At 68.5% G+C, this 12,718-nt stretch carries 13 protein-coding genes and 1 pseudogene; 7 read left to right on the forward strand and 7 right to left on the reverse strand.

Features of this window, described 5'->3' with window-relative positions:
• Window positions 1-24 precede the first annotated feature (24 nt).
• Window positions 25-960, forward strand: coding sequence for an alpha/beta hydrolase (locus P0Y60_05170; GenBank protein WEK62146.1), 936 nt, complete (start codon window positions 25-27; stop codon window positions 958-960).
• A 112-nt stretch (window positions 961-1,072) separates the two neighbouring features.
• Here P0Y60_05170 and P0Y60_05175 read toward each other — a convergent pair whose 3' ends face one another.
• Window positions 1,073-1,612 carry a small multidrug efflux protein gene (locus P0Y60_05175; protein ID WEK62147.1) on the reverse strand — a complete coding sequence of 180 codons (540 nt, stop codon included), beginning with the start codon at window positions 1,610-1,612 and terminating at the stop codon, window positions 1,073-1,075.
• A 154-nt stretch (window positions 1,613-1,766) separates the two neighbouring features.
• Here P0Y60_05175 and P0Y60_05180 point away from each other — a divergent pair, with 154 nt between their 5' ends.
• The 4 genes and pseudogenes from P0Y60_05180 (at window position 1,767) to thrC (ending at window position 5,558) form a co-directional block, all read left to right on the forward strand.
• Window positions 1,767-2,963 (forward strand): histidine kinase, encoded by a 1,197-nt coding sequence (locus tag P0Y60_05180; GenBank protein WEK62148.1) that lies wholly within the window; start codon window positions 1,767-1,769, stop codon window positions 2,961-2,963.
• On the forward strand, window positions 2,960-3,562 hold the full coding sequence (locus tag P0Y60_05185; GenBank protein ID WEK62149.1) for a response regulator transcription factor: 603 nt from the start codon (window positions 2,960-2,962) through the stop codon (window positions 3,560-3,562). Before P0Y60_05180 ends, P0Y60_05185 begins: the two co-directional genes overlap by 4 nt.
• 39 nt (window positions 3,563-3,601) lie before the next feature.
• The gene (locus P0Y60_05190; protein ID WEK62150.1) at window positions 3,602-4,096 is read left to right on the forward strand and encodes a methylated-DNA--[protein]-cysteine S-methyltransferase; all 495 of its coding nucleotides are present in this window, start codon (window positions 3,602-3,604) and stop codon (window positions 4,094-4,096) included.
• Between the two features lie 56 nt (window positions 4,097-4,152).
• Window positions 4,153-5,558, forward strand: a pseudogene (thrC, locus tag P0Y60_05195) (threonine synthase).
• A gap of 4 nt (window positions 5,559-5,562) precedes the next feature.
• Here the strand turns inward: thrC and P0Y60_05200 are convergent.
• The 4 genes from P0Y60_05200 to P0Y60_05215 form a co-directional block, all read right to left on the reverse strand.
• A complete protein-coding gene (locus P0Y60_05200; GenBank protein ID WEK62151.1) occupies window positions 5,563-5,973 on the reverse strand; it encodes a VOC family protein in 411 nt (136 codons plus the stop codon).
• Window positions 5,974-6,068: 95 nt separating this feature from the next.
• Complete coding sequence (locus P0Y60_05205) at window positions 6,069-6,341, reverse strand: thioredoxin family protein (protein ID WEK62152.1); 273 nt, start codon at window positions 6,339-6,341, stop codon at window positions 6,069-6,071.
• Window positions 6,342-6,428: 87 nt separating this feature from the next.
• On the reverse strand, window positions 6,429-6,827 hold the full coding sequence (locus P0Y60_05210) for a DUF1801 domain-containing protein (protein WEK62153.1): 399 nt from the start codon (window positions 6,825-6,827) through the stop codon (window positions 6,429-6,431).
• A 38-nt stretch (window positions 6,828-6,865) separates the two neighbouring features.
• A complete protein-coding gene (locus P0Y60_05215; GenBank protein WEK62154.1) occupies window positions 6,866-7,294 on the reverse strand; it encodes an FUSC family protein in 429 nt (142 codons plus the stop codon).
• Between the two features lie 648 nt (window positions 7,295-7,942).
• Here P0Y60_05215 and P0Y60_05220 point away from each other — a divergent pair.
• Together P0Y60_05220 and P0Y60_05225 are read left to right on the forward strand one after the other, a co-directional pair.
• Window positions 7,943-9,292 (forward strand): M20/M25/M40 family metallo-hydrolase, encoded by a 1,350-nt coding sequence (locus P0Y60_05220; protein ID WEK62155.1) that lies wholly within the window; start codon window positions 7,943-7,945, stop codon window positions 9,290-9,292.
• A 52-nt stretch (window positions 9,293-9,344) separates the two neighbouring features.
• Window positions 9,345-10,805: an MFS transporter gene (locus P0Y60_05225; GenBank protein WEK62156.1), complete on the forward strand. Its 1,461-nt coding sequence runs from the start codon at window positions 9,345-9,347 to the stop codon at window positions 10,803-10,805.
• Window positions 10,806-10,826: 21 nt separating this feature from the next.
• Here P0Y60_05225 and P0Y60_05230 read toward each other — a convergent pair whose 3' ends face one another.
• Both P0Y60_05230 and P0Y60_05235 read right to left on the reverse strand, forming a co-directional pair.
• The gene (locus P0Y60_05230; GenBank protein WEK62157.1) at window positions 10,827-11,150 is read right to left on the reverse strand and encodes a hypothetical protein; all 324 of its coding nucleotides are present in this window, start codon (window positions 11,148-11,150) and stop codon (window positions 10,827-10,829) included.
• Window positions 11,151-11,325: 175 nt separating this feature from the next.
• On the reverse strand, window positions 11,326-12,495 hold the full coding sequence (locus P0Y60_05235) for an RtcB family protein (protein ID WEK62158.1): 1,170 nt from the start codon (window positions 12,493-12,495) through the stop codon (window positions 11,326-11,328).
• Between the last annotated feature and the right edge of the window lie 223 nt (window positions 12,496-12,718).

Genomic DNA, 12,718 nt, shown 5'->3' on the forward strand with positions numbered 1-12,718 from the left:
GTGCCCCGAATCGGAACGGAATCCATGCGGAAGTTCGCGAAAACCCTCCTCATCACTACCGGCGTGATCGTCGCCATCCCCGTGGTCGCGATCGCCACCACGGCCACTGTGAACGCGGTCGCAAGCGTCGTCGAAGCATCCCAGATCACCGCCTACGGCCAAGGCATCCCCGTCGACGGCAAGACCATGCACGTCGTCGTCGAGGGCGAGGGTGACGACACGATCGTGCTGCTGCCCGGACTCGGCACCGCGTCGCCGGGACGGGACTTCCAGCCGCTCACCGACGAGCTCGCGCGCGACCACCGCGTCGTCGTCGTCGAACCGTTCGGCACGGGACTCAGCGACCAGACCGACGCACCGCGCACGGCCGAGAACATCGCCGCCGAGGTCCACGAGGCGCTGCAGCAGCTCGGCGTCACCCGCTATACGCTCATGGCGCACTCGATCGGCGGCATCTACGCGCTCACCTACAGCGCGAGCTATGCCGACGAGCTCACGGCCTTCATCGGCATCGACAACAGCGTTCCCGACCAGCCGGGTTCGGATGAGCCCACGCCGACCGAGGCGATGGTCGTGCTGAAGAACCTCGGCATCACCCGACTGCTCACCGCGCTCGCGGGAGATCCGTATGACGGGCTGCCGTACGACGAGGAGAGCGTGCGGCAGATGGCGATGCTCGCGGCGAAGAACTCCACCGCCCCGACCATGCTCGACGAGTTCGAGCAGACGCCCGGCAACTTCGCGGCGGTGAGCGGGGCTGTCTTCCCCGCCGATCTCCCGGTGCTGACCTTCGTGAGTGCGGATGACACTGCGGAGTGGATCGAGCTCCACGAGCAGCAGGCCGCGAGCGTCGATCACGGCGAGGTCGTGCGAGTCGACGGCCCGCACTACCTGCATCACGTCGCGGCCGGCGAGATCGCTGATCGTACGGGTGCGTTCCTGTCGGCGTTGTCCGACTGATCAGGCCGAGACCGCGACGGATCACGGAGCATCAGACGATCAGCGGAGGAATCCCCGAGGAAACCTCCGCTGATCGTCATCCGCTCCGCGAATCGTCCCGCCAGGTGGCCGATCAGCGGACCGCGTAGACCGCGCTTCCCACGATCACGGTGACGACGGTGGTCCACCCGATGATCGCGACAGCCTGCCAGAAGAGGATGCGGGCCTTGCCGATGCCGGCCGCGGCGAGCATGGTCGCCGTGAAGTGCGTGGGCAGCAGCAGCGGGCCGAGCAGGCTGACGCCCGGAACGCCGTAGCGCTCGAAGGCGCGCTGGAACTTCTCCTTGCGGGCGGAGCCGTGACCGGTGTCGGGCACGATGTCATCGACGGTCGACGCGGCGCCGCCGGCGGTGACGGACTGCGTGGCGCGGGATCGGTTGACGATCGCCTGTCGCGCTCCGGAACTCGCGAGCACGAGGATGGCGACGCACACGAAGTTGCCGATGATGGCGGCCACCGCGGCGATCACCGGATGGATGCCGCCGATGATCCCGATACCGGCGGCACCTTCACCCTCGATGAAGGGGATGGCGCCGGCGAGAGCGACGATGAGCGGCTGCACGAGATCCGGGACCTGGGCGACCAGGTTCTGGAATGTGTCGATGAGGTTCATGGTGATGCTCCTGGATGTCTGTGCACCGGTGTTCCGATGCGATGACCTCAGTCCACCTCCGCCGCGCCTGCGACGGCAGTGCCGTGCTGTCACTGATCTCCGGGTGGATCGCACGCCTGATCCGTGACAACTGTCACGCCCGTATCGTGGTGGGGTGAGCAGCCACACCGAGCCCCTCGCCGCCGCGCCGACGCCGGGGGCGCGGCGATTGTCGCGCGGCGTGACCGCAACCTGGTGGTACACGGCGACCGCGGTGATCGCGTTCGAGCTGGCGATGGTCGCCGCGTGGACCGGCACCAGCATCGCCGTGGATCTGCGCGGTCTCGTCGCGCTCGTCGTCGGGGGCGGCGGTCTGCTCTGGTGCGCGTCCACGGTGCAGCTGCTCGTCGCCTACCGGCATCGTCTCGACGTCGAGCCCGGCATCCGTTGGACGCGCCTCGCGCTCCCGCTTCTCGGCGCGATCGGCTACGGGATCAGCGCGGGGGCCGTCATCGGAAGCTGGCAGCTCGCCGCGATGCCGATCGCGCAGTCGATCGTGCTCCTGAACTGGCCTCGCGGCGTGCGCTATCGCGTCGTCATCGCCGCGACCGCCGTACTCCTGTGTCTCGCCGTGGTCGACTCGGCTCCCGACATCGCCGCCGACGTCCCGTTCCTGCTCCCCGTCGTCTACACGGTGCTGCTGCCGGTGATGACGGTGAGCTCGCTGTGGTGGTGGGATGTACTCATCACACTCGATCGTGCACGCGCATCCGAGGCGCGGCTCGCGGCGACCCAGGAGCGCCTACGGGTCGCCACCGATGTGCACGACCTCCAGGGGCATCATCTGCAGGTGATCGCCCTGCAACTCGAGCTCGCAGAGCGACTCATGCCGGTCGATCAGGTGTCGGGAATGGAGCAACTCCACGCCGCGCGGGCGAGCGTCGACGATGCCCGGCAGGGAACACGCGATCTCGCCACACGATTCCGCTCCGTTCCCTTGGGCGATGAGATCGCCAACGCCCGTGACCTGCTGCGCGCCGCCGGGCTCGAGGTCGACGCCGTCATTCCCGCTGATGCGGATGAGGCGCCCGCGTCGGCCCTCGGTCCCGTGATCCGCGAGACGACGACCAACGTGCTCCGCCACGGAGGAGGACGCCGGGCGCGACTCGTGCTCGACCGCTCCGGCGACGGATGGCGCTACATGATCGCGAACGACACCGCCGGCGCGGGCGAGGCCGATACCGTCGGTTCGGGGCTCGACGGCGTGCGTCGCCGGATCGATGAGGCGGGCGGCACGCTCGACGTGACCCGCACCGATGACGAGTTCGTCGTCGACGTGACCGTACCGTCGCGCAGGCAGGAGGAACGATGATCCGGGTGCTGCTGGCGGATGACGAGGCGATGATCCGTTCGGCGCTCGCCGCGTTGCTGCGGCTGGAAGACGACATCGACGTCATCGCCGAGTGTGCGGACGGGGAACAGGCCGTCGCCGAGGCGCTTCGTCTGCAGCCCGACGTCTGCCTGCTCGACCTCGAGATGCCCGGACTCGACGGGGTGCAGGTGTCGGAGCGACTCCACCGCGCGATCGCCACGCGATGCATCGTGGTCACCCGGCACGCGCGCCCCGGTGTGCTGCGCCGTGCCCTCGCTTCGGGCGTCGCCGGCTTCCTCCCCAAGTCTCGGGGTGCGGACGAGGTCGCCGCCGTCATCCGACGGGTCGCGGCGGGTGCACGCTACGTCGACCCCGAGGTGGCCGCCGACGCGCTCAGCGATGAACGCTCTCCGCTCACGGATCGCGAGCTCGATGTGCTGCGCTCCGGCCGACGCGGTGAGACGACCGGGCAGATCGCCAAGGACCTCTCTCTGGCGCCGGGAACCGTGCGCAACCACGTCTCGACGATCCTCGGCAAGCTCTCCGTCGCCACGCGTCAGCAGGCTGTGCTGATCGCCGAGGAACGCGGCTGGATCTGACCCGGCTCTCGTCGCGCTCGGGAGCGGTAGCCTCGTCGCATGTCCGCCTTCGCCACTCTGCCCACCCCGGTGGGAACCGTCGGCGTCGTGAGCGACGGTCAGTCGATCACGCGCGTGACGTGGCGGACCGAGCCACCTGACGGAATCGGCACCGCGCCCGATGCGCTCGTCGAGGAGGCTCTCGCCCAGCTCGCCGCCTACTTCGAAGGACGACTGCGCGCCTTCGATCTGCCGATCGATCTGGGGGAGCAGACCGTGGCCACCCGGGCCGTGCTGATGGCGCTGTATGACACCGTCGGTCACGGTGAGACGATCACCTACGGTGGCTTGGCCGCCCGCAGCGGTACGACGGTGCCCGCACGCGGCATCGGATCGATCATGGGGGCGAACCCCGTGCCGCTGATCGTGCCGTGCCACCGTGTCGTGGCGGGTGACGGACTGGGCGGCTACTCGGGCGGCAACCCCGGCGAGGGGCTTGCGACCAAGCGCTGGCTGCTCGAGCACGAAGGTGCCCTGCCGACCTCGTTGTTCTGAGTGCTCGTCGCAGCCTGCGAGAATGGAGGCGCCGAGTCCCGAGCCGAGGAGCCAACGTGCAGTTCATCTCCACCCGCGGCGGCATGCAGCCGCAGCCGTTCAGCGAGACGCTGTTGGAGGGCCTCGCGCCCGATGGGGGACTCGCCGTTCCCGAGACGATGCCGCAGGTGTCGCCGGAGACGCTCGAGCGCTGGCGCGCTCTCACCTACCCGCAGCTCGCGGCCGAGGTGCTCGGACTCTTCGCCACCGACATCCCGCGCGATGACCTGGCGCGCATGACCGATGCCGCGTATGCGGCGTTCCCCGAGAGCGTGGTCCCGCTGCGCTCGATCGGCGACGGACTCACGCTGGTCGGACTCTCCGAGGGGCCGACGCTCGCGTTCAAGGACATGGCGATGCAGTTCCTCGGACAGGTGATCGAGTACGCGCTGGAGCGCAAGGGCGCTGTGCTCAACATCCTCGGAGCCACGTCGGGTGACACCGGATCGGCTGCGGAGCACGCGCTGCGCGGCAAGGAACGCATCGCGATCTTCATGCTGTCGCCGCAGGGGCGCATGAGCGCCTTCCAGCGCGCGCAGATGTTCTCGCTCGCCGACGACAACGTGCACAACATCGCCGTGGAAGGCGTGTTCGACGACTGCCAGAACCTGGTCAAGCACCTCGCCGGTGACCTCGAGTTCAAGCGCTCGCAGCACCTCGGCGCGGTGAACTCGATCAACCTCGCCCGCATCACCGCGCAGACCGTCTACTACTTCTGGGCCTGGCTCCGGGCGACCGATGTCGAGCGGCGCCCATCGAGGTGTCGTTCACGGTGCCGTCCGGCAACTTCGGCAACATCCTCTCCGGCTTCTTCGCGAAGCAGATGGGGCTGCCGATCCGACGCCTCGTGCTGGCGGCGAACGAGAACAACGTGCTCGACGAGTTCTTCCGCACCGGCGTGTACCGCCCGCGCAGTGCCGCCCAGACGCTCGCGACGTCGAGCCCGTCGATGGACATCTCGAAGGCGTCGAACCTCGAGCGCTTCATCTTCGAGCTCGTCGGCCGCGACCCCGAGCGGTCGTCGGCGCCTGGCGCGAACTCGACGAGCAGGGCTCCTTCGACTTCAGCGCCGAGCAGGAGCGCTTCGCCGACGAGTTCGGGATCGTCAGCGGCACGAGCACCCACGCGGACCGTCTCGCGACGATCCGCGCGGTGCACGAGTCGACCGGCGAGATCATCGATCCGCACACGGCCGACGGCGTGAAGGTCGCCCGCGAGCACGTCGAGCACGGCGTGCCGATGCTGGTGCTCGAGACCGCGAAGCCCGAGAAGTTCGCCGAGACGATCCACGAGGCGATCGGGATCGACCTCGACTACTCCGCCGAGCTCGCGCGAGATGCTCGACGCCCCGCAGCACGTGACCGAGATGGCCGACGACGAGCAGCGCTCCGCGTCCTTCATCGCGGCGCACGCGCTGCGCTGAGTCGTCACTCGGGGTCGCCGTGCAGCATCCAGGCGATGCCGAACCGGTCGACGAGCATGCCGAAGGTACCGCCCCACGGCGGCGTGTCGAGTGGCATGGTCACGTTCCCGCCCTCGGCGAGGGCGGTCCAGACCTCCTGCGTGCGCGCCTGCGTGTTTCCGCTGAGTGAGACCGAGAAACCCTGCGGGGTCTCGTACGGCATCCCGTCCGGCGTGTCCGATCCCATCAGCACCAGGCCGTCCGGCGTGGTGAGCTGCGCGTGCATGACCAGATCCTTCTGGCTCGGGTCCTGCACCATGTCGGGGAACTCCCCGAACACGTTGATCTCGAGGTCGCCGCCGAGGACCCCTCGATAGAACTCCATCGCCTGACGCGCCTCGGTGCGGAAGGAGAGGTACGGATTGAGACTTGCCATGAGTGCTCCCGGGTGGATGACGGCTGCGGATGGCCGTGCGCACGCTCATTCTCGGACCGGGGTCCTGCCTCCACAAGAGGGATCGCGAGAGTCCCCTAGGTCGTGCGGGGGAGTGCCTTCACCGCGGCGGTGAGCACCTGAGGAACGGTCGGCACACCTTCGGCGCGGAACACGACCTCACCGGCGGCGTCGCTGATGATGATGGTCGGTGTGAAGCGGATGTCGAGGGCTTCCGCGCGCTCCGGATCACGCGCGACGTCGATCTCGGTGACGGTCGCATCGGGCAGGAACCGCATCGCATCGGCCAACACGGAGCGGGTGCGCGAGCATGCGCCGCAGAATGACGAGGTGACAAGGGTCAGTTCCACCGTCGCTCCTTCCGTCGACGCCGATTGCGCCGTCGGCAGATGCAACCGCCACGCCTTCGCCCGTGTTCCCGTGATCGGGGCGCGCGGTCAGAAGTCGATGCGCTTGACGAGGCCGCGGTTGGTGCGGATGTGCTCGTAGTCCCACTGGACGGCCCGCGAGGACTCGAGCCACCCGGCCAGCGCCGCCGTGTCGATCTCGGCGACATCGTCGTAGCGGATCTCTGCGGCCTGGAACGACCCGGAGGCCGTGAGCCCCGGCGAAGGGAACGACTGTCCGCTCCAGAACATCAATCGGACCGCGTCCTTCAACCGGTCGTAGCCGACGATCGGGTTGCCGTCCAGGAACCACACCGGATGCGCGTGCCAGACCTTCGCGTGTGCCTCGGGGAGGCCTTTCTCGATCTCGGCGGCAAGAAGGTCGCAGATCTGCTGGTCCTGCGGCGAGAGCCGGCGGTGATACTCATCGATATCGGAGGGGCGCGTCATGAGCCGAGTATGGCGCGCCGACGCCGCTGACGCGAGAGTCAGTCCTGCGTCTGTCGTTCCCGCGGGTGCAGAACGCCGGATGCTGCCCCCAGCGCCGCCCCGACGAGGGTGTCGACGATCCTCTCGAGGGCGACATCCAGCGAGCCGATGCTGCCCGTGGCCGCCCCCGTGAGCAGCAGCACCAGCGGGGTGATGAAGACGAGTGCCAGCGCGTAGTGGCGGACCACCACCAACTCGATCGTGAACTGCAACGCGCCCAGGAGGAGCGCCAGCCAGAGGCCAGCGGGGTGCAGGAGTGCCAGCAGCACGTACACCCCTGCGCCGACGACGGTGCCGAGCATCCGGTGCAGCCCCCGTTGGAACGCCGCCCGGCGCGCCGCCGCGACACCGATCACAGCGATGGCCGATCCGACGATCCAGTAGGTGCGCTCGGGGTCGATCACCAGGCCGAGCAGCACGCCCAGCACTGAGACGATGGCGACCCGGAGCAGCAGCAGACGGGCGGCCGGGGGTCAGGGCCGGTCCTGGGAGCAGTTCGCGCAGCGGGCGGGCGGATACGGCACGGACGCGCGGCAGCAGCAGCGGCGTCAGCGCGACCAGATAGGAGAACGCGCATCCGGCGGCCAGCGCGCTCAGGTAGACGAACGGCGAGATCGTCGCGGCGCCGATCACATGCGTCGTCAGACCGAAGACGAGCACGAAGAACAGTGGTCCGGGTGGGCCCAGCCGGAATCCGAACGAGAGGGCGGCGCTGACGATCGCGATGAGGACCACGCCGATGCCGACCAGCCACTCCTGCCCTGCCACGGCTGCTCCGAGTGCCGCACAGACGACGAGGCCGAGAGCGACGAAGGGGAGGATCCGCGCGCGGTCGATCACTGCCGCCGATCCCGCGAAGAGCACCGTGAACGCGCCGGTGGCTGCCACGTAGCCCAGCGAGGGCTCGCCCAGGAGCGTCATGACGGCGATCGGTGCGGCGATGCCGAGAGCGGCCTGGGTCGCCAACGGCCATCGACGACCGCGGGAGGGGGCGAAGGTGAACAGGCTCACCCCTCCATTGTGCGCCGCGGGCGGCGATCGTCCGCACTCCGCCGCCTCGCACGCGGGTCGATACGATGGCGAATGTGACCCCACCGACCGTGCGACCAGGCATCGACGACCGTCTCTCGCGGATGATCCGCATCCCGACCGTGTCGGCCGAGGTCGATCAGCGGGGGAAGGAACCCTTCGACGCCTTCGCCGCGCTGATCGCGGAACTGTATCCGCTCACGCACGAGCACCTGGTGCTCGAGCGGCACACCGACTTCGGACTCCTCTTCCACTGGCGAGGCACCGCTGCGGCATCCGACGGCCCCGTCGTGCTCATGGCGCACTACGACGTGGTGCCGGTCGACGAGAGCGATGCCTGGACGCACCCGCCCTTCGACGGCGTCGTGGCCGGGGGAGTCGTCTACGGTCGGGGCGCACTCGACGACAAGGGCCCGCTTCTTGTGGTCCTCGAGGCCGTGGAGAACCTGCTCGCCGACGGATTCGTGCCTGCTCGCGATGTGTATCTGTCGTTCGGTGGTAACGAGGAGACGTACGGTCATGCGGCGCAGGAGATCGCGGCGGTGCTCAAGGCTCGCGGCATCGTGCCCTGGCTCGTGGTCGATGAGGGCGGGGCCGTCGTCGACGCGCCGCTGCCGTTCGTGCCGGGGCGCGCGGCGATGATCGGTGTCGGCGAGAAGGGGGTCATGACCGTGACGCTCTCCGCGCGCGGCGAGGGAGGCCATGCATCGGCACCACCCTCACTGACCGCGGTGCGCCGCATCGCGCGCGCGGTCGATCGACTCGGACCGACGACCTTCCGCCCTCGGGCGTCGACGGCGGTCCTGCGCATGCTGACCCGGCTCGCGGAGCAGACTCCCGGTCCGGGCAGGCATCTGCTGCGAGTGCTCGGCGCTGTCCCACCCCTGACCTCGCGTGTCTTCGCGCTGCTGGGGGGAGAGCCCGCCGCGTTGGTGCGCACGACGGTCGCGCCGACCATGCAGTCCGGTGGCACCGCGGCGAACGTGCTCCCCTCGCAGGCGACCGCCACCGTCAACCTGCGCATCGCGCTGGGCGAGACGACGCAGCAGACAGTGCTGCGCGTGCGTCGCCGCATCCACGACCCGCTCGTGACCGTGACCGTCATCGAGGCGAGTGAGCCATCGCCGGAGTCGTCGACCGAGAATGCCCAGTTCGCGCTGCTCGCCGAGGCGCTCGCCGTCTCGCACCCCGGAGTGCCCGCCGTGCCGTACATCATGATGGCCGCCACCGACTCCCGCCACTTCCACCGTTTCTCGCCGGCGGTGTACCGGTTCGCACCGCTGGACATGTCGAACGCGCAGCGCGCCTCGATCCACGGCGTCGACGAGAACGTCGAGGTCGCCGCGTTGGAGCGGGGTGAGCGATTCCATCGAGCCCTGCTCGAACGGCTAGTGTGATCTCACCCGCCCTTCGGTTGTTTCCGGGGCCGAGAGAGAATCAGGAATCGCGATGACGCGCACCCGAACACTGGGCACCCTCGCGGCCGTCGTCGGCTACCTCGCCTTCGTCGAGTTCACCAGCGGCGTCCTGCAGGGCTATTACACGCCGATGCTGACCGACATCGCTCGGCACTTGGGCATCCACGACGCCGACGTGAACTGGCTCGAGGGTACGCAACTGATGCTGTCGGCGCTGGTCGTCCCGGCTTTCGCGAAGCTCGGCGACATGGTCGGCCACAAACGCATGCTGCTGATCTCGACCGCGTTGACCGCGGCTGCGGCTCTGGTGCTGCCGTTCACCGACTCGTTCGCGGTCTTCCTCGTCGCCTGGGCGTTGATGGGCTTCTACGTGGTGTGGCTGCCGCTGGAGATCGCGCTGATCTGGTCGCGGTCGCGCCGGATGGAGGGACGCTCGACGATCACCGCGAAGGCTGCCGGGCTCCTCGTCGCCGCGCTCGAGGGCGGTGCGATCATCGGCGCTCTCGTCGGCGGAGCGCTGATCGACGCCTTGCCGCTGACGGTGGTGCTGCTCGTGCCCGCCGTGCTGATCGTCGTGTGCTTCTTCGTCATCCTGTTCGGCGTGAAGGAGTCGCCGGAGCCGACGGGAGGCGCGTTCGACACGGTCGGCCTGATCCTCATCTCGCTCGCTCTGATCTGCTTCACCGGGGGCCTGAGCCTGCTGCGACTCGAGGGGGGACTGGTGAGCCCGTGGTCCTGGGCGGTCGTGCTGCTCGGCATCCTGCTCGTCGTTCCGTTCGCCCTGTGGGAGCTGCGCCACGACGACCCGCTGATCGATGTGCGGATGTTCCGTTCTCCAGCGCTCGGGCCGGTGTTCCTCACCGCGGGTCTGTTCGGCGTCAGCGTGCTCGGAGCTCAGGCGCCGCTCTCGACGTTCGCGCGCACCGATCCTGCCGTCTACGGCTACGGTCTGGGCACCACGGGGTTCGCGACCTCGCTCATCATCGGGGTCTATCTGATCGCCATGATCGCCGGTGCGTTGCTGTTCCCCATGATCGCCCGCCGCACCTCTCCGCGGCTCACGCTGATGGGCGCCTCGGTTCTGGTGGGCGTCGGCTTCCTGCTCTTCCTCCCGTTCCACGACACGTATGCGCAGATCATCACGAACATGGTGGTCGTGGGCCTCGGCTCCGGTGCCCTGGTCGCCGCGCTCCCGGCGGCCGCGGCGTCCGCCGCACCTGCGTCGCAGACCGGAGTGGCGACAGGCCTCACCAACTCGGTCAAGACAGTGGGCGGCGCCATCGCCTCGTGCATCTTCGGGATCGCGCTGCTGCACGGCGTGACGGCCACGGCCGGGGCGGCAGAGGGCACTGCCGGGTCGCTGGCCGGATACTTCACGGTCTGGATCGTCTGCGGTGCGACGGCCCTCGCGGCCGCGGTGCTGTTGTTGTTCGTGCCGAAGACGGCCTTCACCGATCGGCCGGTCGACGCAGACGTCGCACCGATCGCCTGACGGCCGAACGCGTGCCGCGTGCTACTCGCGGTCCAGTCCGAAGTTCCGTTTGACGAGTGCCTGCACGTCGCGATCGAGCCCGTCGATGCGCGTGTTGACGGCATCGAACCGTGCGTTCATCTCGTTGCGCAGACCGCCGATCTGTCCGTTCATCTCGTTGCGTAGGCCGCCGATCTGTCCGTTCATCTCATTGCGCAGACCGCCGATCTGCCCGTTCATCTCGTTGCGCAGGCCGCCGATCTCGGTGCGGACGACGCGCACGAAGAGGGTGGAGATCACGGTCAGCATGCCGAACATCAGGGCGCTGAAGGAACCGATCATGGTCCAGATCTGCGCGTCGTTCATGAATCCCACTCCCTCATGCTGGCATCGATGCGACGAGTCTGCCACCGGTCGAAGTGGGGGATTCTGCGTTCACACGGCTTCTGTGGACAGGGCTCCAGGAACGGCCGAAGTGCAGGACGGGACACACACCACGTGGCAGAGGTGGGTGGAGCTGCACCTCCACCCACCTCCGAGCTCAGTCTCCCTTCACGTTGACGAGCTGGCGCAACGTGTGCCGGATCGAGACGAGGCTCGCGGCATCCGCCATCACCCGGTCGATCGGCTTGTACGCCTGCGGGATCTCGTCGATGAACGCGTCGGTGTCGCGGAACTCGATGCCGGACATCGCCTCCCGCAGCTGCTCGTGCGTGAACGTCTTGCGCGCGGCGGAGCGGGAGTACTCCCGACCGGCACCGTGCGGTGAGGAGTTGAGAGACTGCGGGTCACCCAGGCCCTCCACCACGTAGGAGGCCGTTCCCATCGAGCCAGGGATCAGTCCCGGCCGACCGGCATCCGCCTGGATCGCCCCCTTGCGCGACACCCACACCTGCTTGCCGTAGTGCTTCTCCGACTCGGTGAAGTTGTGGTGGCAGTTGATGCGCTCCTGCTCGTCGACCGGCGTTCCGAGGAACTCCGTGACCTGACGGATGACGCGGTCCATCATCTCCTCACGGTTGAGCAGCGCGAAGTGCTGTGCCCACCGCAGTTCGTGGATGTAGCGGGTGAACTCCGCGGTGCCCTCGACGAGGTAGGCCAGGTCGGGGTCGGGCAGGGTGATCCACCACTGCTTCGCCAGCCGCTGGGCGACGGAGATGTGGTGTCCGGCGATCCGGTTGCCCACGCCCCGCGACCCGGAGTGCAGGAACAGCCACACCCGGTCGAGCTCATCGACGGAGACCTCGATGAAGTGGTTGCCCGAGCCCAGCGTGCCCAGCTGCAGGCGCCAGTTCTTGGCGTACGTCTCGGGGTCGAAGCCGTGCGTCTCGGCGAGCGCCTCGAGCTCCGCGATGCGGGGCTCGGCGGTCGCGACGATCTTCTTGTTGTAGCGACCGGCGGAGAGCGGGATCGCGCGCTCGATCTGCTCGCGCAGCGGCGCGAGGTCGAGACCCGCGAGGTCGTTCTTCGTGAACGAGGTGCGGACGGCGATCATCCCGCAGCCGATGTCGACGCCGACTGCGGCGGGGATGATCGCGCCGAGGGTCGGGATGACCGATCCGACGGTCGCCCCCTTGCCCAGGTGCGCATCCGGCATCAGGGCCAGATGCGGGTGGATGAACGGCATGCCGGAGGCGGTGCGTGCCTGGTCGATGGTCTTCTCATCGATCAGCGACGCCCATGACAGCAGCCGTGCGGAGAGCCTCTCCATGATTCCTTTCCTTGTGTGCTGGTCAGCCACAGGTCGAGAACTCATGAAAAAAAGCCCCGGACCTGTCGGTACGGGGCTGCGTGAGAGCGGATGCTGTCACACGGCGCGTGCCGGAGGGTACGACTCGAAACGGTCATTGCGCTTCGGCTGAAGCTGCAACACCGCCACGATGGGGAGATTCCGCTGAGCGGTCATCTGTCGTCTCCTCGGCTGGACGCTGCGC

This window comes from Candidatus Microbacterium colombiense, from assembly GCA_029203165.1.
Lineage (GTDB): Bacteria > Actinomycetota > Actinomycetes > Actinomycetales > Microbacteriaceae > Microbacterium > Microbacterium colombiense.

Excerpts from the sequence above, each read along its gene's own strand:
- P0Y60_05230 (WEK62157.1), bottom strand. The coding sequence starts at position 11,150 with ATGAACGACGCGCAGATCTGGACCATGATCGGTTCCTTCAGCGCCCTG.
- P0Y60_05220 (WEK62155.1), top strand. The coding sequence starts at position 7,943 with ATGGCGAATGTGACCCCACCGACCGTGCGACCAGGCATCGACGACCGT.
- P0Y60_05185 (WEK62149.1), top strand. The coding sequence starts at position 2,960 with ATGATCCGGGTGCTGCTGGCGGATGACGAGGCGATGATCCGTTCGGCG.
- P0Y60_05200 (WEK62151.1), bottom strand. The coding sequence starts at position 5,973 with ATGGCAAGTCTCAATCCGTACCTCTCCTTCCGCACCGAGGCGCGTCAG.
- P0Y60_05235 (WEK62158.1), bottom strand. The coding sequence starts at position 12,495 with ATGGAGAGGCTCTCCGCACGGCTGCTGTCATGGGCGTCGCTGATCGAT.
- P0Y60_05210 (WEK62153.1), bottom strand. The coding sequence starts at position 6,827 with ATGACGCGCCCCTCCGATATCGATGAGTATCACCGCCGGCTCTCGCCG.
- P0Y60_05170 (WEK62146.1), top strand. The coding sequence starts at position 25 with ATGCGGAAGTTCGCGAAAACCCTCCTCATCACTACCGGCGTGATCGTC.
- P0Y60_05225 (WEK62156.1), top strand. The coding sequence starts at position 9,345 with ATGACGCGCACCCGAACACTGGGCACCCTCGCGGCCGTCGTCGGCTAC.
- P0Y60_05190 (WEK62150.1), top strand. The coding sequence starts at position 3,602 with ATGTCCGCCTTCGCCACTCTGCCCACCCCGGTGGGAACCGTCGGCGTC.
- P0Y60_05175 (WEK62147.1), bottom strand. The coding sequence starts at position 1,612 with ATGAACCTCATCGACACATTCCAGAACCTGGTCGCCCAGGTCCCGGAT.